The organism is Corallococcus macrosporus DSM 14697 (assembly GCF_002305895.1).
Taxonomy (GTDB): Bacteria; Myxococcota; Myxococcia; order Myxococcales; family Myxococcaceae; genus Myxococcus; species Myxococcus macrosporus.
Genome location: NZ_CP022203.1, coordinates 3,982,298 through 4,005,373, shown reverse-complemented (window position 1 = coordinate 4,005,373; position 23,076 = coordinate 3,982,298). Strand labels below are relative to the sequence as shown.

The following is a 23,076-nucleotide window of genomic DNA, read 5'->3' as shown; positions in this document are numbered from 1 at the left end:
CCCCTGTCCACCTCATCCCCGCCATCATGCCCACACACGCCCCCATGCCGGTTGGCTTGCGAGCCACCCTCACCCACGCTACATGCGCGGCTCATGCAGCCCTCCGCCCGGACCGATGCCTCCATGAGTCACGACAGCGAGCTCTCCTCCATCGAAGAAGCCATCCGTGACATCCAGGAGGGCAAGTTCGTCATCGTCGCCGACGACGAGGACCGTGAGAACGAGGGCGACCTCATCATGGCCGCGGAGAAGGTGACGCCCGAGCACCTGGCCTTCATGGTCCGCCACACCAGCGGCATCGTCTGCATGCCCATGCTGGCCGAGCGCCTGGACGAGCTGCGCCTGCCGCAGATGGTGTCGGACAACACCGAATCCCACCGCACCGCCTTCACCATCTCCGTGGACTACCGCCACGGCACCCACACCGGCGTGTCCGCCGCGGACCGCGCCAAGACGATCCGCGCCCTGGTGGACCCCAGCAGCAAGGCCGACGACTTCCTGCGCCCCGGCCACATCTTCCCGCTCCGCTACCGCGAAGGCGGCGTCCTCCGCCGGGCCGGCCACACCGAGGCCACCGTGGACCTGTCCCGCCTCGCCGGCCTGTCCGCCTCCGGCATCCTCTGCGAGCTGGTGAAGGACGACGGCACCATGATGCGGATGCCGGACCTCAAGGCCTTCGCCCGCGAGCACAAGCTGAAGCTCATCACCATCGCGGACCTCATCGAGTACCGCCGCCGCAAGGACCGGCTGGTGCGCCGCGAGCCCGGCCAGCACACCGTCACCACTCGCTACGGCGAGTTCACCGCCCTCACCTATTCGTGGCTCCCCGACGGCGTGAAGTCGCTCGTCCTGGTGAAGGGTGACCCGGCCTCGCGGCCCAGCGCCCTGGTGCGGCTGCACGCCGCCTGCGCCCTGGGTGACGTGTTCGGCTCGCCGACGTGCAACTGCAACGCGCTGCTGGACCAGGCGCTGGCGCGCATCGCCCGCGAGGGCTCCGGCGTGCTCGTGTACCTGCCCGGCATGCACGGCGACGACTTCGGCATCCAGCACAAGCGCAACAGCGACGGCAGCAGCGGCCCCACGCGCGGCCCCCAGGAGTCGCGTGATTTGGGCATGGGCTGCCAGATCCTCACGGACCTGGGCATCCGCTCGCTCCAGGTGATGACCAACTCGGACATCACCTACCGCGGGCTCGCGGGCTTCGGCCTCACCATCGACAAGCGCGTCCCGCTCCAGCCGGACTGACGCGCTTCTCGCCGGGCGGACCGGGCCCGAGCTCAGCCCAGGTCCGCCAGCGCGCCCTTCACCGCGTCCAGCGTCGCGGGCAGCTCCACCGGCGGGTTCGCGTAGCGGCTCGTCACGTCCGCCAGCGCGCCACGGTGGTAGCCCACCTTGAAGTCAGCGAACTTCAGGCCGTGCGCGGTGGACACCACCGCCACGCGCGAGCCCCGGGCAACCACGCCCCGCGCCACCAGCTTCTCCAGCGCCGCCAGCGCCACGCCCGTGTGCGGGCAGGTGAAGGTGCCCTCGCGGTCCGCGCGCGCCGCGGCGTTGGCCAGCTCGGACTCGGTGGCGTCCTCCACCACGCCGTCGAAGGCCTTGAGCACCTTCACCGCGCGCTTGAAGGACACCGGGTTCCCAATCTGGATGGCCGACGCCAGCGTGGGCTCGGCCTGTAGTGGCACCAGCTCCTGGAAGCCGCCCCGGAACGAGCGCGCCAGCGGGTTGGCCCGCTGCGCCTGCGCCACGGCGATGCGCGGCCGGCGGGTGATGAGCCCCAACGACAGCATCAGCTCGAAGCCCTTGCCCAACGCGCTGGCGTTGCCCAGGTTGCCACCGGGAATCACCACCCAGTCCGGCGGCTCCCAGCCCAGGTCCTGACAGAGCTCCACGGCGACCATCTTCTGGCCCTCGATGCGCAGCGAGTTCATCGAGTTGGCCAGGTACAGCCCCGTGTCCGCCGTCACCGCCTGCACCAGCTTCATGCAGCCGTCGAAGTCCGTGTCCAGGGACAGCACCCGCGCGCCATTCGCGATGGGCTGCACGAGCTGCGCGAGCGACACCTTGTCGCGCGGCAGGAACACCACCGCCGGGATCCCCGCCGCGGCGCAGTAGGCGGAGAGCGCCGCGGACGTGTCCCCCGTGGAGGCACACGCCACCGCGCGCAGCGGGACGCCCCGGGCGCGCATGTGCTTCACCGCGGAGACAAGGACGGTCATCCCCCAGTCCTTGAAGCTGCCCGTGGGCGAGACGCCGCACTCCTTCAAATCCAACGCCGCCAGCCCCAGCTCCGCCGCCATGCGCGGCAGCGGCTTGAGCGGCACCCGCCCCTCTCCGAGCGAGACGATGTCCTCCACCGGGAGCTGTGGATACGCCCACTCGCGCTTGCCCCACACGCCCGAGCCCTCCGGCAGGCGCGCCGAGCCGAAGCGCGTCTCGAACCGGCGCTTCCACTCCGCCGCGGACACCGCGCTCAGCGCCTTCACGTCATGCGCGACCTCCAGCAGGCCGCCGCAGCGCGGGCACCGGTACACCACGTCCAGCAGCGAGGCGCGGAAGTCACAGCCCTCGCTGCACGCGAACTCCGCGCGGAAGTCCGACGCCAACCCCTCGCTCATGCCTCCTCCTGTGCCCGCGTGCCACACTCCGGGCAGGCCTTACCGACCCGCACGCGAGTATGACACGATGCACAAGAGCGCCAGCCATCGTCGTCGGCCGAAGGCCGTCCAGGCGCCGCTGCCGCCGCGGGCTTCGCGCGGGGCAGCCGCATGCCGCAGTGGTCGCAGAGCAACCCCGTCGCCTGGGTGTTGCGGCAGTAACGGCAGACGACCGCGCCCAGCGGCGCCGCGGTGCGCACGCCGTCATCCGCGGCCCGGCCGGTGTCCAGCTCCGTCATGGGCGCCACCGGGACGGGGCCCAGGTCCCTGGCGCGCGTCAACTGCAGGTCAGGCACCGGCTGCACCGGCAGGTCCGGCCCGGAGCGCAGCCGCGTCAGGTCCAGGTCGGGGATGGCGGAGGTCTCCACCGGGGCTCGGCCCCCCGCATGCGGCGTCACTTCCAGCTCCGGCAGCGTCGCGACAGGCGCGGCTGCTTCCGCCACGGCCGCGGGGAACCGCTTGCCGCAGACGTCGCACTCCGTCCCTTCGGGCTGAACGTGGTCGCAGAGCGGACAAATAATCATGATGTGCGAACGTTAGCGGGCCTCCGCCGACATGGCGAGCAAGCGGACAGTCAGCGTGCTCCCCGCCTCGCCGGGTCAGGAGCCACCCGAGCCCGGGAGCTCACCCCTGGGGCGGGTGCTGCCCTGTCATCGGGACGAAGCGCACCGGCAGCAGGGACTCCACCCGGGGCACCTCGCCAGCCCGGTGGGAACGCTGGATGCGCAACAGTTGCTGGGTGCCTCCCCGCGGGCCCACCGGGATCAGCATCCGTCCGCCCGGCTTGAGCTGGGCAAGGAGTTGCAGCGGGACGTCTGTCGGCGCGGCGGCGGCCAGGATGGCGTCGAAGGGCGCGTGCTCGGGCCAGCCCAGCGCGCCGTCTCCCTCGCGGAACGACACGTTGTCGAAGCCCTGCTCGCGCAGCACCTGCCGCGCCGACCGGGCCAGCTCGGGGACGATCTCCACGGTGAAGACCTCCCGGCACAGCAAGGACAGGAGCGCCGTCTGGTAGCCAGAGCCCGTGCCGACCTCCAGGACGCGCTCGTCCCCCTGGAGCTGGAGCGCTTCGGTCATCAGCGCGACGACGTAGGGCTGGCTGATGGTCTGCCCATGGCCAATGGGCAACGGGACATCCGCGCTGGCCTCCTCCCGCACGGCCTCCGGCACGAAGTCCGCGCGGTTCAGCCGCGCGATGGCGTCCAGGACGCGCCGGTCCTGAATGCCGTGCCGCGACAGGTAGTCAGCCCTTCCCCAGTCACCCATGCCTTGAGCCTAGCCATGTCAGGCCAGCCGGCCTACCCCACCCGCGCGAGCGCGAGCCGCCCTTCCCAGCGCTCCTCGAGCGCCTTCACGAGGCCCTGGTTCTCCTTCGCCTTCATCTCCGGGTCCCTCTCCAGGATGCGGCGCGCCTCGGTCTGCGCGATGGAGAGCAGGTCTCCGTCCCGCGCCAGGTTGGCCACGGCCAGCTCGGGCAGGCCACTCTGGCGCGTGCCCAGGAACTCGCCCGGGCCGCGAATCTCCAGGTCCTTCTCCGCGATGATGAAGCCGTCGCTGCTCTGCTCCATCACCGCCAGGCGCTCGGCGGACTCCCAGGAGCGCGCGCTGCCGGCCACCAGGTGGCAGAAGCTCGCCGCCGCGCCGCGCCCCACCCGGCCCCGGAGCTGGTGGAGCTGCGACAGGCCGAAGCGCTCGGCGGACTCCACCACCATCACGGACGCGTTGGGCACGTCCACGCCCACCTCCACCACGGTGGTGCAGACCAGCAGGTGCAGGCGCTTGTCTCGGAAGTCCTCCATGACGGCGTCCTTCTCCTCCGCCTTCATCCGCCCGTGCAGCAGCCCCACCTTCGCGTCGGGGAACACCTTGCGCAGCTTCTCCACGCCGCGCGTGGCGTCCTCCAGGTCCAGCTTCTCCGACTCCTCCACCAGCGGGTACACGACGTAGGCCTGGTGCCCCTTGGCCAGCTCCGCGCCCACGGACTCGTAGACGAGCGCCCGCTGCTTGTCGTTGAACACCCGCGTCTTGATGGGCGTGCGGCCCGGCGGGAGCTGGTCGATGACGGACAGGTCCAGGTCGCCGTACAGCGTCATGGCCAGCGTGCGGGGGATGGGCGTGGCCGTCATCACCAGCACGTCCGGCTTGGGCCCCTTGCTCATCAGCGTGTGCCGCTGGAGCACGCCGAAGCGGTGCTGCTCGTCGATGACGGCGAGGCCCAGGCGCTCGAAGGAGACGTCGTCCTGGAGCAGCGCATGCGTGCCCACGGCCAGGTGGATTTCGCCTCGGCCCACGGCCTCGCGCACCTGGCGCTTGGCCTTCGCCGTGCCCGCCGCGCTGATGAGCCCCACGCGGTAGCCCAGGGGCTCCATCACCTTGCGGAAGTTGCGCTCGTGCTGCTCCGCGAGAATCTCCGTGGGGGCCATGACGGCCACCTGGTAGCCGGCCTGCAACGCGACGAGGGCGGAGACCATGGCCACCGCCGTCTTGCCGCTGCCCACGTCGCCCTGGACGAGCCGGTTCATGGGCTCCGCGCGCGCCATGTCCCGGCAGAGCTCCTCCACCACCCGCGCCTGCGCGTCGGTGAGCTTGAAGGGCAGCGCCCCGCGGGCCTTCTCGAGCCGGGGCTCGGAGACGTCGAAGGCGATGCCGACCTCCGCCTTCACGCCCTGCCGCTTGAGCGCCATGCCGAGCTGGAGGAAGAACAGCTCGTCGAACGCGAGCCGGCGGTGCGCGGGGCTCTGGTGCGCGTCCAGCGCCTCCAGGTCCGCGTCCCCAGGTGGGAAGTGGATGAAGCGGAGCGCGTCTGGCAGCCCCATCAGGTCCAGGCGCCGGCGCAGGTCCGGCGGAAGCGGGTCATCCAGCTCGTGCGCGAACTGCTCGCCCACGCGCGAGGTCAGCTCGCGGAAGGAGCGCTGCTCGCCGCGCTCGAAGCCGGGGTACACGGGGACGATGCGGTTGAAGTGGACCGACGCCGTGGACTCGAGGTCCTCGGCCGGTTCGATCTCCGGGTGGGCCATCTCCCGGCCCGACATGGTGGCGCGCACCTCGCCGGAGAGCACGATGCGCTTGCCCACGGTGAACCGGCTCTTCAGCCAGGGGCCCGCGTTGAAGTACGTGGCGGCGATGCTGCCCGAGCGGTCCCCCACGACGGCGCGGAACATGCGCCGGCCCTGGCGGCCCGGCACGAAGTCAGCCACCTTGACGGTGCCCACGGTGACACCGCGCTCGCCGGGCTCCAGTTCGGCGATGGTGCGCAGGCGGCGGCGGTCCTCGTAGCAGCGCGGCAGCATGAAGAGGATGTCGCCCATGCGGCGCAGCCCCTTCTTGTCGAGCGCGGAGACGAGCCTGGGCCCCAGCCGCTTGCCCAGCGTCTTCAACGGCGACGACAGCGGGCCGGAGCGAGGCGCGATGGAGAGGAGCTTCGCCTCCGAACGCGAGGCCTCCGCCGCCACGGCCCGCTTCTTCTTCCGCTGGGCCTTCTCCTTGCGCGTCTTCGCGCCGGGGACCGCCTCCGCCCCCGTGTCGAGCGTGGCCTGCCGTGGGCCCGGCTTTGCCCGTGACGCTGGCGCGCCTTGGTGGCCATGGGAGAAACCGGGCGCGGCGACGTTGGGGGGAGCGGGGCGCGCCGGAGCGGGATTTCGTGGGGCACGGGCCGGCAGGAGGTCCGAGTCGCTCGCGTCCGGACGACCTCGCGGTGCGTCTGGGCGCATCCGCGGCATGCCGAGGTCGGCGTCACTGACGCGCCGCGGGGCCACCGCGTTCGGTCGCTGCGCCCCCATTCCAGGCAACGGGTCCGTTGACTTCCACGGCGGCACGTACCCGGGAGGCGTGCCATCCGGCGCCACGGGCGTCCCCCGCGCGGGCGTGGCCCGGGCCGCGCCCTCCATGGACATGCCGTGCAGCTCCGCGGGCAGCTCCACGCCGCTGACCTTCAGCCCGGCCACGACGCGCCGGAGCGCGGCCTTGCGGCGCTCGGGCATGGCGTGGTCCACGTCCGGGAGCGCCGCCCGCAGGTGCTCCAGCGCCCGTGCATCCACCCCGCTGGCCCCGGCGAGCGCGCGCTCCAGCACCGGGCGCAACGACTTCACGGTGGCCAGCATCGCGAAGTCGCGCTGGCACACGTACCGGAGGGGTCCAACAAGGCTGGCGAGCGGGTGGTTCACGAGGGGGTTCCGCCGTACATCCTACGGAACGGGGATGACGTCTCCCACAAAACGCGACCGGGGAAGCGAGCACTGGCCCGCTCCCCCGGCAACTCACGTGGATGACTCCGAGGCTCAGCCCTCGCCAGGCGCGGACTCTTCCTCGGGCTCCTCGAAGCGGATCTCCTGGACCTCCAGCTCGCGCACGCCGCCAGGGCTCTGCACCGTGGCGATGTCACCCACCTTCTTGCCGATGAGCGCGCGCGCCACCGGCGAGGTGACGGCGATCCACCGCTTCTTCAGGTCGGCCTCGATCTCACCGACGAGCCGGTAGCTCACCGGCTTGTCCGTCTCGGTGTCGATCAGGTCCACCGTCGCCCCGAAGACGATCTTGTCGCCGCCCAGCTTCGTCGGGTCGATGACCTCCGCGCGGGCAATCCAGTCGTTGAGGGTCAGGATGCGCCCCTCGATGTGCGACTGCTTCTCCTTCGCCGCGTGGTACTCCGCGTTCTCGCGCAGGTCGCCGTGGGCGCGAGCGACCTCGATCTCGCGCGAGATCTTCCCCCGCTCCACGGACTGGAGGTGCTTCAGCTCCTCCTTCAGCTTGCGCAGTCCGGACGGGGTCATCGGGATGTTGTCGCTCCCGCTGCTCATCGACACAGCTCCTTCCACCACTCCCAGGTTCAAGACGTTGGAGGGCCGGCGCTCCTCCTCGGAGCCCGGCCCCCGCGACCAAAAGCCCAATGTAGGGAACCACTGACAAGTTGGTCAATGAAACCCGTACAGGGAATGGGAGATGGACTGGGCGCGCGCCCGGTGACCCGCTAGTCTGCCCCCGTGCTGTCCGTCCAGGAATTGCGCGCGCTCGGTGCCGCCCTGCCCTCCAGTGCCTTCCAGCGTCAACTGGGGCCCTTCGCGCTCATCCAGCGCCCGCCCTCCGAGGCCTCGGCCGCGGTGCTCGCCCCCACGCGCATGGCGGCGCCCTCGGAGATCGAGCAGGGCATGCTCTCCCTGTTGTTCGAATTCGAACACCTGCGCGTGGCCACGCTGCCGCCGCTGGCCGCCACGGACCGGCTGCGCATCGGCCGCCGCATGGACTGCGACCTGGTGGTGGACGACGCGTCCGTCTCCAAGATGCACGCGGAGCTGCGGTGGAACGAAGCCGAGCAGCGCTGCACCGTGCAGGACCTGGGCTCCACCAATGGCACCTTCCTCAATGCCCGTTCGCTGGCCGGCCGTGAGGCGGTGCTGCGCGACGGTGACATCCTGAGCGTGGGCAACGTGCAGTTCTGGTACCTGCTGACCCGCACCCTGCATGAGCGCCTGCGCGCCGGAGAAGCCACCGGCCTGGGCTCACGCAGCGGCTGAGGGCGCGGAAGGGCTGACGCCGCGGCAACACATAGAGGCCACCATGTCCACCTCCCCACGCGACGAACGCGACTCCTTCGAGCGCATCTACGCCGTCACCGCGCAGGTACCGCGGGGACAGGTGGCCACCTACGGGGACATCGCCGTCATCGTCGGAGACGGCTGTGACGCCCGCGTCGTGGGACATGCACTGGGCGCGTTGGGCGCCCGCGCGGACAGCGTGCCCTGGCAGCGTGTCATCAACCGCACCGGGGGCATCAGCACCTCGGGTTACGGACAGCGCGAGGCCCTGGAAGCAGAGGGCGTGGACTTCGACGAACACGGCCACGTCCGCATGGAGGCCCACCACTGGACGGGGCCTGCCGAGGCCTGGGTCCGCGCGCACGGGTTCCAGCCCTTGCCACCGCGTGCCGCGAAGCGGACAGATGCGCAGTTGAATCTGTTCTGAACGGGCGCTCGCCTTCCCGTCTGCTTGCAGCAGGACGCAGACGCGCGAAAGTTCGGACTCCGGCCACCGGGCCGGCGTCCAAACATGTCGCTCGCGCTGCTCCGCTGGGGAGTCTTCATCCTCCTGTGTCTGTTCGCGCCCCAGGTCCTCGCCGCCGAAGCAAAGGCTCGGCGCGCGGAGCCGAAGGGGACACGGCTCGTCCGTCTCAAGAACGGGCAGATGCTCCACCGCGACGCCGCGTCCGCGTACCAGCGGATGAAGGCCGAAGCGCGCTCGAAGAACATCTACCTCTGGGTCCGCAGCGGCTACCGCTCCCACGCGAAGCAGCGCCGGCTCTATGAGCGCTACCGCAAGGGCAAGGGGCCGCAGGCGGCGCGGCCCGGGCGCTCCAACCACCAACGGGGCCTCGCGGTGGACCTGGTCATCGGCGGCGTGAAGACGCCCACGTTCGAATGGCTCGTGTCGAACGCGTGCCGCTTCGGCTTCAAGCGCACGGTCCGCTCGGAGCCATGGCATTGGGAGTACCGCCCGCGCACCACCCGCGAGCCCGAACCGGGCCGGGACTGCGTGGGCCGCCCCCTGAAGCGCCCGAGGCCCGAGCCGCCCCCCGTGGCGAGCACCGAGAAGAGCTGAGCGTCACCCGCGCGTGGCGCGCGCTAGCGTCAACGAGGGGGTGACGTCAATCGTCCCCAGGGCGCATTCCGACCTCACGGGTTGGGACCTCGCGAGGCGGGGGGACTGATTTTTATCAGACACATGGACTACGGTGAGCGGCCATGCTCGTCGCCCCATCCAACCTCGAAGCCGTCACCGTCCACGCGGAGGGGGCGCTCTGCACGCGAGTCGCCGTGATTCCCTCGGCGGGCGGGGTGTTGCCGTCGCAGGTGCGAATCAATGGCCTGCCCATGTCCTTGCAGCCGGGCTCGCTGCGGGCGTCCGTGGTGCAGGGCCCAGCCGGGCTCGCCGTGAGAGACCTGCGCCCCACCTATGACGTCCAACTCCCGCCGGAGGTCGACGTCCCCACGGAGCACCGCGCGCTGGAAGAGGCCGGGCGCCGGCTCGCCGAGCTCACCGGGCAGCTCGCGCGGCTGAACCAGGAGCTGAGTGACCTGACGAAGCTCACGCCAGGCTTCCCTCCCCCGAAGAAGAACGCGACGGAGCCCCGGGATGCCCCGGTGGCCGCGATGCTGTCGCTGATGTCCTTCGTGGACGCGGAGCTGGCCACGCTCCAGGCGCGGAAGCTGGACCTGGAGCGGCAGCAGCGCGATGCCGAGGCGGAGCTGCTGCTGCGGCGCAATCGCGTGGCCGAGGCCTCGTCGTCCGTGCGTGGCCAGCGGGCCCGCGTCTACCGCGCGGTCGTGCTGACGTTGTCGGGCCCGCTCCCCGCGGACCAGGGGGCGCGGCTCGCGCTGGAGTACGCCGTCCAGGGCGCGCGCTGGGTGCCCACCTACGACCTGCGCCTGCCGCGCACGCTGGAGGAAGGCACGCTGCGCATGCGCGCGTCCGTGCTCCAGCGCACCGGCGAGGACTGGACGGGCGTGAAGCTCGCCGTCTCCACCGCGGACCTCGCGCGGCACGCGGAGGTGCCGGAGCTGAAGGCGCTGCGCATCGGCCGCGCCCAGCCGCCGCCGGCCCGCTCCGGATGGCGTGACGCACCGCCAGGGCTCGATGAGCTGTTCGCGGGCTACGACACCACGCGGGCGGCCTCGCCCGTTCAGCCCGAGCCGCAGGTGGAGCCGGAGCTCCCTCGCGGCCTCCCCGAGAAATCCAGGAAGAAGGTCAGCGCCAGGCCCAAGGCGCCTCCGCCCCCTCCCGCGCCGAGCCCCGACTTCTCGGCTGAGAGCGCGATGCCGCCCCCCGGAGGAATGCCCATGGCGCGGCCCAGCGCCGCGGCCCCCATGCGCTCCCGCGGCGGCCCCAGCGTGCCAGGCGCCAGCAGGTCGCGGCTGCCCATGGAGAAGGAGGCCGCGCCCGAGGCGTCCTACGACGAGGAGGAGCTCAGCCTGGAGGACGCCGCCCTGGGTGGCGGTGGTGGTGGCGGCGAGGAGCGGCAGCCGCTTCGGCAGGAGCCCTCCGACGCGATGCTGGACTACGACCGGCTGACCATGGCGCCCGCGGAGGACCTGGAGACCCGCGGCAAACTGCGTCCGCGTCCCTCGGACGTCACCCAGGAGTTCCAGGCCCTGGTGGAGCTCCACGCGCGGATTGACATCACCGTGCGCGTCGCGTTGAGCCAGCAGGAGGCGGCCTCTGTCTGGGCGGTGCCTCCTCCCGCGTGGACCCAGCCGCCGCGCACCTCGTCGCCGCACTTCGATGCGCGCTTCGACGTGGAGGCGCGCGCGGACGTGCCGTCCGACGGGGCGTGGCACACCGTGCCCGTGCTGTCCGTGCCGGTGGGCCTGTCCGCCGAATACGTCTGTGTCCCCTCCGTGGAGCAGCGCGCGTTCCGCACCGTGCGCGTGGAGAACCGCACGCCGTATCCGCTGCTGGCCGGCCCCGTGGACGTCACGCTGGAGAACGAGTTCCTGATGACGTCCCCGCTGCCCACCATGGCCCCGGGCTCCACCCAGCGGCTGGGGCTGGGCGTGGAGGAGTCCATCAAGGTGGCGCGCAACACGCGGTTCGACGAGGCCACCGGCGGCATGTTCGGCGGCTCCACGATGCTGACGCACCACGTGTCGGTGGAGCTGGCGAACCGGCTGGGCAACCGCATCCTGGTCGAAATCTGTGAGCGCGTGCCCACCGTGCCCGCGAACGCGGAGAAGGACATCAAGGTGGAGGAGCTGGAGGTCGCCCCGCTCTGGCAGAAGCGCGTGCCCCTGCCGGGGGAAGTGAAGGTGGAGGGCGAGCGCGCGTGGCGCGTGGTGCTCCAGCCCGGTGAAGCGCAGACGCTGAAGGCGACGTGGACCGTGAAGATTCCGGGCAACAAGATGCTCGGCGGCGGCAACCGGAGGACATGATGGGCACCCCATTCACACTGCCGGTGGTCAAGGTCACCGTGCTCGAGGACCGGGCGCTCGTCGAGCGTCGCGGCGAAGTCCCCCTGTCCGTGGGCACGCAGCGGCTGGTCATCCAGGGCCTGTCTGCGCTCGCCGTGGACCGCTCGCTCCAGGCAAAGGTGGCTGGCGGCACCATCTCCCAGGCGCGCATCCGCCGGGCCACGAAGCCGCGGCCGCCCGAAGCCGAGCGGGAACACCGGACCGCGCTCGGCCAGCGCGTCGCCGAGCTGGAGCAGGAGCTGCGGCGCGTGGAGACGGAGGAGGCACGGCTGGTGGCCCGGCAGCGGCTCCTGGACACCGCGCGCGCCGACGTGCACCGCGCCATCTCCGAGCAGGCGGGCGCGGGCCAGGCGCGGGCGGACACCTGGCGGGAGCAACTGGACACCGTGCGCCGGGAGCAGGCGTCGGCGGACGCGGCGCTCCTGGAGACGCAGCGCAAGAAGAAGCTGGCGCGAGAGCGGCTCGAGGAAGCGCGCGCGTCGCACGCGCAGGCCGAGCCGTGGGCGGAAGCCAGGGTCGACGTCCAGGCCGAGCTGGAGGTGGGCCACCCCACCGGCGGTCCCGCGACGCTGTCCGTCACCTACCTGGTGCCCTGCACCGCGTGGCGGCCGTCGTATCGCGCCACGCTGGCCCGCGAGGCCGCGGGCGAAGCCGTCACCCTGGAGTGCGAGGCGGTCGTCTGGCAGCGCACCGAGGAGGACTGGAAGGACGTGGAGCTGGCCTTCTCCACCGCGCGCCCCACCCTGGGCGCGTCACCGCCGCGGCTCCAGGAGGACCGGCTGTGGCTGCGGGACAAGACGGAGCGGGAGAAGCAGGTGGTGGAGGTGAGCCTCCGCGAGGAGGCGATCCAGACGGCGGGCGAAGCCGGCGTGGCCCAGCGCGAGGATGCGCTGCCGGGCATGGATGACGGTGGCGAGCCCCTGACGGTGTCGGCGCCGCATCGGGCCACGGTGCCCGCGGATGGCGAGCCCTACCGCGTCCCCCTCTTCCAGTTCACCGCGCCCGCGGCCTCCGAGCTGGTGGCCATCCCCGAGCAGTCGCCGCTGGTGCACCGGGTGGCCCGCTTCGACAACACCGGCCCCACGGTGCTGCTGGCCGGGCCCGTGAAGCTGGTGCGGACGCACGGCTACGTGGGGCGCGCGCAGCTCCGCTTCACCGGCAAGGGTGAGCGCGTGAAGCTGGGCTTCGGCAGCGAGGACGCGCTGCGCGTGGCGCGCACGGAGGACGTGGCGCGGGAGACCAGCCGCCTCACCGGCCGCAAGGTGACGACGCACAAGGTGCGGCTGTTCCTGTCCAACATGGGCGCGCAGCCGGCGCCGGTGGCCATCGAGGAGCGGATTCCCGTCTCCGAGGTGGAGTCGGTGGAGATTCAGCTCCTGCGGGAGAGCACGAAGCCCGCGCCCGCTCGCGTCAGCGAGGAGGGCATCGTCCGGTTCGAGCTGACGGCCTCGCCCCGTTCGCAGCAGGAGCTGGCGATGGACTACGTGGTGACGAGCGCGGCCAAGGTGGCGGGACTCTGAGCGGGCCCGGGTTCCACCGCGCGACAGCCCCCGGGGGCTGGGACTTCCGCCGTGCTCACGGCGGGAGCATTCATCCCCCGGGAGGAAGCCCCATGAGCGTGACTCGCGCGATGCGTCCCCTCGGCTTGCTGGTGTCTGCCTGCCTGCCCGCTCCGGCGCTGGGAGCGGAGCCGCCGCTGGAGCAGGAGGCGCCGCCCCCGCCGCCACAGCTCGCGGTGGAGGTCGGAGGCACGCTGTCCCCCATGCGGCATCCCGCGACGGAGGTGCCGACGATGCGTTCACGGGTGAAGACGGTGAGCGCGCGGAATGGGGCGGCGCGCCTTTCGGGTGGAATCCACTTCAACCTCCTCCGGGACTTCGATCGGAGCGACTGGTGGTGGACGAACGGCATCGACTGGTACCTGGCGGGAGGTGACGTGCAGGTGCTCGCGCTGCGGCCGGGGCTGGAGAAGCGGTTCTCCCTGACGCGCAACGTGACGCTCGGGGTGAGCGCGTTCGGCAGCGCGGCGGAGGTCTCCCTGCCCACGGGGCAGATTGGCCAGGCGCAGCCGGGTGACCCGGGGTACTCGCCCATTGGCGGGAACAACTTCTACGAAGGCCGCATGCGCAAGTGGGGCTTCGGCGCGGGGGGCCTGGCAGCGGTCCAGGTGCGGCTCGGGCGCTACGTCCACGCCCGCGTCCATGGGGGCTATACCCACTACTTCGCGAAGACTGACGGACTTCAACCCACGCCTGAAGCAGAGCCCATCGCGGTGTCGCTCGACGGGCCCTTCGCGGGGGCGTTGCTCGGGCTGGACTTGTAGGCCTCGCAAAATGAGTCGAACTGCTCGAAGAGCGTCCGAAAGCGATTGCCGCTTGCGTCACGCGGCGTCGCGCACCAGGTCCCGGACCTGCCGTGCCGCGAGTCCTTGGGGCACGAGTCGGAAGAGCGCGTCGCGGATGAAGCGCCCCGCCGGACTCTCCCACTGCGCCACGCGGCCCAGGCTCCAGGAGCGCGTCACGAAGCTGTTGGCGCGCGTGAGCCGGCGCTGCTCGTAGGCCGCCAGCGCCGCGTCCACGGGCCCCTCGCCCGCCAGCAACTCCGCGAGCGCCACGGCGTCCTCGATGGCCTGACATCCACCCTGCCCCAGGTTGGGCGTCATCGGGTGCGCGGCATCCCCGAGCAGCGTCACCCGGCCCCGGCTCCAGCGGCTGGCGGGAGGCCGGTCGTGGATGTCCGTGCGGAGGATGTTCGCCTCGTCCGTCGCCGCAATCAGGTCCGCGATGGGCGCATGCCACCCGCTGAAGATGGACTGCAGCCGGGCCTTGGACTCCCCTGGGGCATCCTGCCCTCCGGCCCGCGCATTCCGCGTGGCGAACCAGTACGTCTGGCCGAAGCCGATGGGGACCACGCCGAAGCGGGCCCCGGGGCCCCACGTCTCGGAGACGAGCCCCGGCGTCGCGCTCGAGACGTCGGCGCACACGCCGCGCCAGCTCGTGTAGCCAGAATAGCGCAGCGGCGCGTCGCCCAGCAGCGCCCCGCGCACCACCGAGCGCAGCCCGTCCGCGCCCACCAACACGTCCCCCGTCACCGAGCTGCCGTCCGACAGGCGCACCGTCACCGCCTGGCCGTCGTCGTGGAACGCCGTCACGGTGCGGCCCAGGCGGACGTTCTCCGCCCCGGCATGGGCCAGCAGCACGGACTGGAGCCGCGCCCGGTGGATGCACACCAGCGGCAGCCCCAGCTCCTCCTGAATCCGCGCCACCGGGAGCCGCGTGAGGGCCGCGCCCGACGGCTTCAGGATCGCGCTGTCCGTGGGACACGCACCGGCCCGGACCACCTCGTCACACAGGCCGATGCGACGCAGGGCGGCCGTCGCGTTCATCTGCACCGTGATGCCCGCGCCCACCCACTTCAAGGCCTCGGAGCGCTCGAAGACGGTGACGGAGAGGCCCGCGCGCCGAAGCGCGCAGGCCAGCGTGAGGCCACCAATTCCAGCCCCCGCCACGAGGACGTGCCGGGGCGATGACGTGCTCATGCGCCGCGCTTTAGCAGCTCAAGCGCGGCGCGTCGCGAGTCATGTGCAACACAGTGACGGCAGGTCAGTGCTGCACCACCGCCACGTAGTTGCCGTACCGGTTCTGGATCTCCGACACGTACTTCACCGGCTCCGAGCCCCGGCAGTAGCCGTGACGCGCCCGCCGGAAGTGCTGGGGCTTCTCCAGCATCAGCATCGCCTTCGCCACGTTGCCGAACCACTTGTTCGGATCCAACCCCTGCTCCTGCGCCAGGCGGCGCGCGTCCAGCACGTGCCCCAGGCCCACGTTGTAGGACGCCAGGGCGAAGCGCAGCCGCTGCTTGAAGGGAATCTCCGGCGCCACGCGGCCCAGCATCTGGTGCATGTACTTCACGCCCGCGTGGATGCCCTGCTCCGGGTCCTCGAGCTGCGTGAAGCCCAGCTCCTTCCCCGTCACCGGCATCACCTGGAAGAGCCCCTGCGCCCCGACGTAGCTGCGCGCCTTCGGGTCGAAGCGGCTCTCCTGGAACATCTGCGCCACCATCAGGCGCCAGTCCAGGCCGTAGCGCGCGGCGTACGACTGCACCAGCGCGTCATACGGCGAGATGCTGCCGTCAGCCGTCGCGAGGCTCGTCGGCGGCTGCTTGCGGCGGCTCTCGAAGTAGCGCCGGCGCGTCATGTTGTACTCGACGCCCCGGTACGTCTTCTTCACGAAGCCATCCAGGAACTCGCGCAGCTTCGCGTTCTCCTTCCGGACGGCGAAGGCGATGCCGTAGTGGCCGTCCTTCCCGGCGGGCTCGCCCTGCCCCGGCAGCGTGAAGGCGGCCTCCACGTCATCCCGGAACACCTGCTCCGCCGCGAGGATGTGGCTGTCGGTGAGGGTGTACGGAATCTCGCCACGCGCCAGCCGGTCCAGCAGCGCGCTGATCTCCTGGTCCTCGGGCTCCTCGACGACGTTGAACCCGTGCACGCCCTTCAAGGCGGCCAACGTGGCGGCGTGGCTGGTGCCCTTCGGCACGTGAACCGTCTTCCCCTTCAAGTCGTCCAGCGAGGCGATCTTCGGCGCTCCGGCGCGTTGGACCAGCACCTCGTTCGTGTAGAGGTACGGGCGGCTGAACGACACCAGCTCCCGGCGCGCCGCGGTGTCCGTCATGGCCGCGGCGATCATGTCGCCCCGCCCTTCCCGCAGCCACGGGATGAGCTCGTCGAAGGTCGGTGGCACGACAATCTCCAGCCGCACGTCGAGCTCCTTCGCGACCATGTTGGCCAGGTGGAAGTCGAAGCCGGCCTGGTCACCCTTGTGGAGGTAGTAGCTGACGGCGCTGTTGCGGGTGAGCACGCGCAGCACGCCCCGCTTGCGGATGCCGTCCAGGTCGCCGGTGAAGCGCTGCTCGCGGTACTCGGTGAGGGCGAACTCCACGAGGAACGTGTTCAGCGCGGTGCGCAGCTTCGGGTTCTCCAGGCGCATGGCCCACGCCAGCGGACGGGCCTTGGCGATGGGGAAGAGCCCCTCCACGTCCGTGTTGTATGTCTCGATGGCCTTCAGCAGGTGGCTGTCCACCACCGTGAGCGGAAGCTCTCCACGGGACACCTGCCACACCAGGTGCTCGGGCTCGGCGGACTCCGGGGCCTCCGCGATGACCAGCCCCGGGGCCTCCTTCTTCGCCAGCGCCTGGAGCGACGCCGCGAAGGTGGAGCTGGGACGGACGTGGACGGTGCGCCCCGCCAGGTCCTCCACCTTGCGCGGCAGGTTCTCCGCGCCACGGCGGCCCACGACGACCTCGTTGACCCGGGTCAGCGGGCGCGTGAAGGCGACCTGCTTCTCCCGGTCCTTCGTCACCGCCAGGTCAGCGGCGATGACGTCCCCGCGCCCCTCCCGCAGCAGCGCGATGAGCCTGTCGAAGCTGTCCACGGTGAGGAACTCCACCGTCAGTCCGTGCTTCGCCCCGAAGCGCTCCAACAACGCGCGGTCCTGCGCCTTGGGCATGCCCTGGCGCGGGAGGAAGTCCTCGTCCGTTCCTTCCACCAGCACGCGCAGGACGCCCCGCTTCTGGAGCTCCGGAAGGTCGCCCTTGAACGGCGGCTCCTTCAGGCGCGCGTTGACGGACTCGGTGGTGGGGCCGGTGGGCGCCAGGGCCGCTTCTGGGAAGGGTGAATCCTCCGGGTTCGTTGACGCCGTGGCAGCGGGCGTCGGCGACTTCGCGGGAGCTTCCGCGGGCTCCTTCTTGCAAGCAACCAACAGGAACATCGCGGCGGACAGGAGCCACCGCGCGGACGACAGGCTCGTTCGGGTCAACGTCATCAGGTCTCATCCCCCTGGGTTCGGATGCCCGCGACGCGCCACCCCTGGGCCGGAAGCGCACGAACACCCTCGGCGTAATTCTCTACCTGATTCCGGACGGTCGATTGAACCCACCCCCGGGGTTGACTTGGCGGGTGGATTGCGATGCACAGCGGCCGCACACGTGCGCGCACACTTACGTGGAGTGCGCGGAGCACGGCGTCATGTCGCGGGCCTCAGCCGAACCAGCGGCCCGTGTCCGGCGCGAAGACGCGCACGCGCTCGGACAACGCGGGCGGCAGGCGCGCACGCAGCGTGGCGTGCACGGCTTCGGGCGAGAAGGCCTGGCTGAAGTGCATGAGGACCAACGCCTCGTTCCGGAACTGGTCCGCGCGCGCGATGAGCTCATCCAGGTGGAGGTGGGCCCGTGCCTGGGCATCCTCCACGGTGTGGCGGGCGTCGATGAAGGTGCACTCCAGGATCAGGACGCGCGACTCGAAGAGGCTCGGCTCGGTCTCCAGGACGCGTGACACGGTGTCGGTGGCGTAGGCCAGCTCGAGCCGTTCGATCTCGTCGAAGAGGGCCTCCCCTGCCTGCCGGCGCTTCGCGATGTCCTGCGGTGGGAGCGACTGGAACTCGGGGCGGAGCTTGGAGATGCGCCGGAAGAACTGGTAGCCGAGCGACGGCACCGGGTGATGCGTCCGGAAGGCGCGGACGAACAGGCCGTGCCCCAGGGGCCGCACATCCCCTGGCAGCATCGGCACGGTGTGGACCTCCATCGCGGTGTGGTGCAGCCGCGACATCACGGCGAGCGACTCCTGGATGTTCGACTCGATCTCCGCGGGCAGAAAGACTTGTGGCGCCCCCTTGCCGATGAGCCGGCGGATGCCGAGCAGCGAGCCCAGCCCGCTGGCGTGGTCCGGGTGCGCGTGGCTCAGGAAGATGCGGTCCGAGCCACAGAAGGAGCGGATGGGCAGGCCCACGTCGAGCACCACGTCCAACTCCGGGACCTGGAGCGACGTGTACACGCCTCCCACGGAGACGCCACGAACGGTGTAGGGACCTGCCTGGACCTCGGTGAGCATCCGCGCCTTTATCGTCCGGAAGGGACGGCCCCGCAACCGGCCGTCATCGAGCGCAGGTCAGCCCTGTAGGGTGGTCGCCGCCGGCCGCGTGTCCTGTGAATCCGCTCACAGGCCTGATGTGAGCCCAACTCCGGGGTCGCGGGAGCGCCGTGCATTCCCAACAGGCGGACTCCAGACGCCTGCGCGCGCAAACGCGCCGCGCCTCGAGCAACACCCTCGCCGAGGGACGCGACGAAAGGCGTCCGCTGCGCCAGGATGCGCGCGGCGTCGTCCCTACTCTCCCGTCAGGAGCCCTTCATGGAAACCCGCTCACTCCAGGACACCGTCGCACCGGAGGGCATCTGCTACGGCTGCGGCGGCAAGAACCCGCACGGCCTGCACATCCAGAGCTACTGGCACGAGGACGGCGTCCACGTCATGGCCCAGCACACGCCCGACGCCCGGTACTGCGGCTGGCCCGAGCTCGTCTACGGCGGCTTGATCGCCATGCTGGTCGACTGTCACTCCAATTGGACGGCCATGGCCTACCACTACCGCGCCGAGGGCCGCGCTCCTGGCAGCTCGCCGGCCATCGAGTGCGTCACCGGGAGCCTGGGCGTGAAGTTCATCAAGCCCACGCCCATGGGTGTTCCGCTCACCCTGCGCGCGCACGTCGAAGGCGACGTCGGCCGCAAGAGCCGCGTCATCTGCGAGGTCTACGCTGGCGACACGCTGACCGCGGTGGGCGACTCCATCTTCGTCCGCGTCGACACCGCCCAGTTGAAGGCGGCGGCGCACAGCCGAGAAAGCTGACGGGCCTACTTCCGCTCGGGCAGCCCCAGCTCGGCGCGCAGCTCCGCGGTGCTGCGCCCCGCCTGGTGCCGGCGATGGTTCTCCGCGGTGGTGAAGCTCCGCGTCTCCATCCGGTCCACGTAGAGGGTGCCGTCCAGGTGGTCCAGCTCGTGCTGGAGGATGCGCGCGTACCAGCCCCGAGCGCGGAGGCTCACCGGCTTGCCGTGCGCGTCGAGCGCCTCCACCCGCACGGCGCTGGCGCGCGCCACCAGCGCCGCGAAGCCCGTGACGCTCAGGCAGCCTTCGTGGAACTCCGCGGGGGCCGCGTCCTCCACCACCAGCGTGGGGTTGATGAGCACATGGAAGGGAACCGGCTTGCGCTCACGCGCCGCCAGCTCTTTTTCCGACAGGCCCGCCTGATACTCGGCCCGGTCCTCCACCACCACCAGCCGCAGCCCGATGCCCACTTGTGGCGCCGCGAGCCCGACGCCGGGCGCGTCCCGCATCGTGTCGCGCATCTGCTCGATGAGCCGCGCGATCTCCGGACTGGCAATCTCCTCCGGCGTCAAATCCCGCGCCTTCCGGCGCAGCACCGGGTCCCCCGCCTGGACAATCTTGAGCACCATGCCGCCACCGTAGCAGGGCGGCCTACGTTCCGGACTGACGACGGCGCTCCACCCACTCCCGTCCGTGCGCGGTGTCCACTCCGCAGCGCTCCAGGCCCGGGAAGACGACGTCGAACAAGGCCTGCATGAAGACCTCGGCCTTCCGCGCGTGCGGCAACACGCCGTGCGCCAGGAGCGCGGCGCTGTCGGCCTCCGGCGCGCCTCGCGCGAAGAGCCGGGGCGACACGCTGTCGTCCAACATCGCGGGCAGGTGCGGCGCCAGGAAGGCCACGGAGCCTGACTCGGAGGCATGCGTGAGGTAGGCCCACCCCAGCCGGCTGTGCGCGACCTCGTCCCGCAGGATGTCGCGAAGCACCGCGCGCACCCGGGGCGGCCCGTCCACGGCCAGCACGCACGTCAGCCCGGCCGTGCTCTCCGTCTCCGAGATGCAGCAGGCGGCGACGACCTCGTACAGCACCCGCTTCTCGAAACGCAGGGCCTGGGGCGCGGTCTCCCGCGCCACCACGGGCACGGGAGGCATCACGTCCTGGCCATAGCCGCGCGCCATCAGCTCGCACATGCCCGCGTGGCGACGCTCGTCCTCCGACGCTCGGCGCGCGAGTTCCACCAGGGGCGCGGGGGTGGACAGGTGCGCGAGCGCCTCCGCCAGCCGGGCGAAGCGCAGCCCGGCGTCCAGCTCCTCCTGCCTGCGCAAGGTCCAGGTCTCCGCGACGAGCCGCCGGAGCGCGTCTGGCATCAACCGGCCCGGTCTCCGAAGCAAGCCCTGCCCGGCTGCACAGCCATCGTCGGGAGCGTCATTCATGGTGGCCTCGAAGCCATGAGCGTATCCGAGGCGCGCGCCAGTCCCAGCGAAAGGAAGCACGTGTCGCAGTGAGTCATCGCGTTGAAAAGCGCACGCTCGGGGCGAAGCCGTGGTGATGCTAGGCTGACCGGCCATGGCTCGTCGCAAGAAGGCCGAGGAAATGGCCTCCCGCGTCCGAAACCTGCTCGCGATGGACGCCGCGGGCATCATGCGCAGGCTCGATGCGCGCAAGGATGAGATGTTCGGCCTCTTCTCCCGCCTGCGCAGCCGCGAGCCGCTCCTGGGCACCATCGCCTCGCGCTATGCGAGCGGCGCGTTCGACCAGCTCATCCACCTGCCCGAACAGGAACAAGCGGTGGTGGACCACTTCTACAGCCGCCTGGACGAGCTGCGCTGGTACTTCACGTACACCGAGGACATGCCCGGCACCGCCCAGCTCATCTTCTCCAAGCTGCACAAGCGGCTGGAGGAGTCCTACCGCGTGCTCGTCGTGACGCTGGGCCCGCCCGTGCCACCGGATGGCGCGCGCGTGGTGGACGTGGAGGCCGTGCGCCAGGACGCCGCCGAGGCCTCCTCGAGGAAGCGCCTGGAGCGCACCACGGCCTCCTCACGCCAACGGCGTGCGTAGGCCCACTCCGATGAACAGGTTGACGACATGACGAACCGCCAGGGACACGGGAAGCGAACCGACACCGCGTCGCGAGTCATCGCGGCGTCGCCCACGACGCTCTACCGCGCGTTCGTGGAGCCCAAGGCCGTGGCGACGTGGCTTCCGCCCGCGGGCATGAAGGGGCACATCCACGCGTTCGAGCCGCGCCCGGGCGGGACGTACCGGATGACGCTCGCCTACGAGCGCCCGGAGCACAGCGCGGCGGGGAAGACCTCGGGGAACGAGGACGTCGTCGAGGGGCGCTTCGTGGAGCTCGTCCCCGATGAACGCGTCGTGCAGCGCTTCGAGTTCGAATCCGCCGACCCGGCCTTCGCCGGCACGATGACCATGACCTGGACGCTGGCGCCCGTCGCCGGGGGCACCCAGGTCACCGTCACCTGCGCGAACGTGCCCGAAGGCATCCGCCAGGAGGACCACATCCAGGGACTCACCTCGACCCTGGCGAACCTCGCGGAGTACACCGAGTAGCGTTGCCGTCCGGACTCAGGCCGCGGGAGCCGGCGCCGCGGCCGGGACGTGCTCCGTGGCCTGCCGCTTCTGCGCGAGCTTCTTCATGGACGCCTTGCCCACGACGACGTCCACCATCTTCTTCGCGCGCGTCCAGACGCTCTCCTGCACGTACGGGATGCCGTACTTCTCGCAGAGCGCCTTCACCTGCGGCTGCACCTCGCGGTACTTCAGCATCGGCAGGTCCGGCCAGATGTGGTGCTCAATCTGGTAGTTCAGCCACAGGTGCGCGAAGTCGTTCAGGTCGCCGCCCGTCCGGTAGTTCGCGCTGCCAATCACCTGCTGCACGTAGCGCTCGCCCCGGCTCTCCGGCTTCGAGTCGAACCGGTACAGGTCCTCGCCCGTGTGGTTCGGCCCCACCACCAGGAACGTGTGCAGGCTGGTGAAGACGTCCGCCATCACCGAGTTGCAGAACGCGCTGAACGACGCCCAGGGCCCGAGCACCAGGTAGAGCGCCGGGAAGAGCCCGAACTGCACCGCCGAGTACGGCAGGTAGCACTTCAGCAGCAGCTCCTTCAGCTCCTCGCGCGTCAAATCGCCACCCTTGCGCCGGCCCTTGCGCCGCAGCGAGCTGAGCGTCTCCGGCGCGTAGTAGCTGGCCCGCCACGTCAGCGCGAGCAACGCGAGCTGGACATACCGCAGCGCCAGCGGGCGCTCCGGGTTGCGCAGCGTGCCCTCCGCGTTGCGCTCCAGGAGGTCGGGGTCCGCGTCCTCGCCCGTGTGCGAGTGATGAAGCACGTTGTGCTCGAAGACCCAGGCTTCCGGCAGCATCCAGTCGAGCCAGTCGAGGTAGCGCCGCGTCCCCTTGGCGAAGCCCTTGCCCGTCCGGGAGGCAGGCAAGCCCGGCACCCGGTCGTAGCCCCGGTGTCCCACGTGGTGCATCAGCAGCCAGCGTGTCGACCGGCCGACGCTGAGCGCCGCCGCGCTGAGCGGGTTCGGCGCCAGCCAGCAGGTCGCCGCGCCCAGCACGGTCGCCGCCCGGCCCCAACGCTCGATCTTCCGGAGGTGCGCCGCGTCCGCTTCGCCCAGCGAGGCGTCCAACTGCTCGCGCAGCGCCTTGAGCTCGCGGTGGAAGCCCTCCACGTCCACGGAAGAAATGTCGAAGTCGGGGGCGGACGGGGACGGCATGAGGGGCTCTCCTCGGTCACGGTGCTGGACGCGGGGGGAATGAGGGGGACGACGCGGCGCGCACGGTAGCCGCCAGGG

The 23,076-nt window shown here is 71.1% G+C and carries 21 protein-coding genes; 10 read left to right on the top strand and 11 right to left on the bottom strand.

All coding sequences use genetic code 11. The features are described from left to right. Window positions 1-93: 93 nt before the first annotated feature. On the top strand, window positions 94-1,245 hold the full coding sequence (gene ribB, locus MYMAC_RS16940) for a 3,4-dihydroxy-2-butanone-4-phosphate synthase (protein WP_095958826.1): 1,152 nt from the start codon (window positions 94-96) through the stop codon (window positions 1,243-1,245). A 32-nt stretch (window positions 1,246-1,277) separates the two neighbouring features. Here the strand turns inward: ribB and thrC are convergent, their stop codons facing one another. The 5 genes from thrC to greA form a co-directional block, all read right to left on the bottom strand. Continuing rightward, window positions 1,278-2,618, bottom strand: coding sequence for a threonine synthase (thrC, locus tag MYMAC_RS16935; protein ID WP_095958825.1), 1,341 nt, complete (start codon window positions 2,616-2,618; stop codon window positions 1,278-1,280). After that, window positions 2,615-3,181 (bottom strand): hypothetical protein, encoded by a 567-nt coding sequence (locus MYMAC_RS16930; RefSeq protein ID WP_095958824.1) that lies wholly within the window; start codon window positions 3,179-3,181, stop codon window positions 2,615-2,617. The genes thrC and MYMAC_RS16930 overlap by 4 nt, the downstream gene beginning before the upstream one ends. A gap of 100 nt (window positions 3,182-3,281) precedes the next feature. Continuing rightward, on the bottom strand, window positions 3,282-3,920 hold the full coding sequence (locus MYMAC_RS16925; protein ID WP_095958823.1) for a protein-L-isoaspartate(D-aspartate) O-methyltransferase: 639 nt from the start codon (window positions 3,918-3,920) through the stop codon (window positions 3,282-3,284). Window positions 3,921-3,952: 32 nt separating this feature from the next. Continuing rightward, a complete protein-coding gene (recG, locus tag MYMAC_RS16920) occupies window positions 3,953-6,817 on the bottom strand; it encodes an ATP-dependent DNA helicase RecG (RefSeq protein WP_239989571.1) in 2,865 nt (954 codons plus the stop codon). Window positions 6,818-6,931: 114 nt separating this feature from the next. Next, window positions 6,932-7,450 (bottom strand): transcription elongation factor GreA, encoded by a 519-nt coding sequence (greA, locus tag MYMAC_RS16915; protein WP_095958821.1) that lies wholly within the window; start codon window positions 7,448-7,450, stop codon window positions 6,932-6,934. A gap of 183 nt (window positions 7,451-7,633) precedes the next feature. Between greA and MYMAC_RS16910 the strand changes: the two genes are divergently transcribed. The 6 genes from MYMAC_RS16910 (at window position 7,634) to MYMAC_RS16885 (ending at window position 13,934) form a co-directional block, all read left to right on the top strand. After that, the gene (locus MYMAC_RS16910; protein ID WP_013939966.1) at window positions 7,634-8,164 is read left to right on the top strand and encodes an FHA domain-containing protein; all 531 of its coding nucleotides are present in this window, start codon (window positions 7,634-7,636) and stop codon (window positions 8,162-8,164) included. Window positions 8,165-8,207: 43 nt separating this feature from the next. Continuing rightward, window positions 8,208-8,612, top strand: a complete 405-nt coding sequence (locus tag MYMAC_RS16905; protein WP_095958820.1) for an MGMT family protein — start codon at window positions 8,208-8,210, stop codon at window positions 8,610-8,612. Window positions 8,613-8,696: 84 nt separating this feature from the next. Continuing rightward, the gene (locus tag MYMAC_RS16900) at window positions 8,697-9,245 is read left to right on the top strand and encodes a M15 family metallopeptidase (protein ID WP_095958819.1); all 549 of its coding nucleotides are present in this window, start codon (window positions 8,697-8,699) and stop codon (window positions 9,243-9,245) included. A gap of 143 nt (window positions 9,246-9,388) precedes the next feature. Then, window positions 9,389-11,572, top strand: coding sequence for a DUF4139 domain-containing protein (locus MYMAC_RS16895; protein WP_095958818.1), 2,184 nt, complete (start codon window positions 9,389-9,391; stop codon window positions 11,570-11,572). After that, the gene (locus MYMAC_RS16890) at window positions 11,572-13,131 is read left to right on the top strand and encodes a DUF4139 domain-containing protein (protein WP_095958817.1); all 1,560 of its coding nucleotides are present in this window, start codon (window positions 11,572-11,574) and stop codon (window positions 13,129-13,131) included. The genes MYMAC_RS16895 and MYMAC_RS16890 overlap by 1 nt, the downstream gene beginning before the upstream one ends. 92 nt (window positions 13,132-13,223) lie before the next feature. Then, the gene (locus tag MYMAC_RS16885; RefSeq protein WP_095958816.1) at window positions 13,224-13,934 is read left to right on the top strand and encodes a hypothetical protein; all 711 of its coding nucleotides are present in this window, start codon (window positions 13,224-13,226) and stop codon (window positions 13,932-13,934) included. 57 nt (window positions 13,935-13,991) lie between these two features. On the opposite strand, the gene MYMAC_RS16880 is transcribed toward MYMAC_RS16885, so the two are convergent. The 3 genes from MYMAC_RS16880 to MYMAC_RS16870 all read right to left on the bottom strand — a co-directional run bounded on the left by MYMAC_RS16880 (window position 13,992) and on the right by MYMAC_RS16870 (window position 18,494). Next, window positions 13,992-15,149 (bottom strand): FAD-dependent monooxygenase, encoded by a 1,158-nt coding sequence (locus tag MYMAC_RS16880; protein WP_095958815.1) that lies wholly within the window; start codon window positions 15,147-15,149, stop codon window positions 13,992-13,994. 64 nt (window positions 15,150-15,213) lie between these two features. Next, window positions 15,214-17,430: an MltF family protein gene (locus MYMAC_RS16875; RefSeq protein WP_095958814.1), complete on the bottom strand. Its 2,217-nt coding sequence runs from the start codon at window positions 17,428-17,430 to the stop codon at window positions 15,214-15,216. A 215-nt stretch (window positions 17,431-17,645) separates the two neighbouring features. Further along, window positions 17,646-18,494, bottom strand: coding sequence for an MBL fold metallo-hydrolase (locus MYMAC_RS16870; RefSeq protein WP_095958813.1), 849 nt, complete (start codon window positions 18,492-18,494; stop codon window positions 17,646-17,648). Between the two features lie 297 nt (window positions 18,495-18,791). Between MYMAC_RS16870 and MYMAC_RS16865 the strand changes: the two genes are divergently transcribed. Further along, window positions 18,792-19,286 carry a PaaI family thioesterase gene (locus tag MYMAC_RS16865; RefSeq protein ID WP_095958812.1) on the top strand — a complete coding sequence of 165 codons (495 nt, stop codon included), beginning with the start codon at window positions 18,792-18,794 and terminating at the stop codon, window positions 19,284-19,286. A 5-nt stretch (window positions 19,287-19,291) separates the two neighbouring features. On the opposite strand, the gene def is transcribed toward MYMAC_RS16865, so the two are convergent. After that, a complete protein-coding gene (def, locus tag MYMAC_RS16860; RefSeq protein WP_095958811.1) occupies window positions 19,292-19,891 on the bottom strand; it encodes a peptide deformylase in 600 nt (199 codons plus the stop codon). Between the two features lie 22 nt (window positions 19,892-19,913). Next, window positions 19,914-20,693, bottom strand: a complete 780-nt coding sequence (locus MYMAC_RS16855) for a ferritin-like domain-containing protein (RefSeq protein ID WP_239989570.1) — start codon at window positions 20,691-20,693, stop codon at window positions 19,914-19,916. A 133-nt stretch (window positions 20,694-20,826) separates the two neighbouring features. Between MYMAC_RS16855 and MYMAC_RS16850 the strand changes: the two genes are divergently transcribed. After that, on the top strand, window positions 20,827-21,321 hold the full coding sequence (locus MYMAC_RS16850; RefSeq protein WP_095958809.1) for a hypothetical protein: 495 nt from the start codon (window positions 20,827-20,829) through the stop codon (window positions 21,319-21,321). A 27-nt stretch (window positions 21,322-21,348) separates the two neighbouring features. Next, the gene (locus tag MYMAC_RS16845) at window positions 21,349-21,831 is read left to right on the top strand and encodes an SRPBCC family protein (protein WP_095958808.1); all 483 of its coding nucleotides are present in this window, start codon (window positions 21,349-21,351) and stop codon (window positions 21,829-21,831) included. A 15-nt stretch (window positions 21,832-21,846) separates the two neighbouring features. Here the strand turns inward: MYMAC_RS16845 and MYMAC_RS16840 are convergent, their stop codons facing one another. Next, window positions 21,847-22,998, bottom strand: a complete 1,152-nt coding sequence (locus MYMAC_RS16840; RefSeq protein WP_095958807.1) for a fatty acid desaturase family protein — start codon at window positions 22,996-22,998, stop codon at window positions 21,847-21,849. Window positions 22,999-23,076 lie beyond the last annotated feature (78 nt).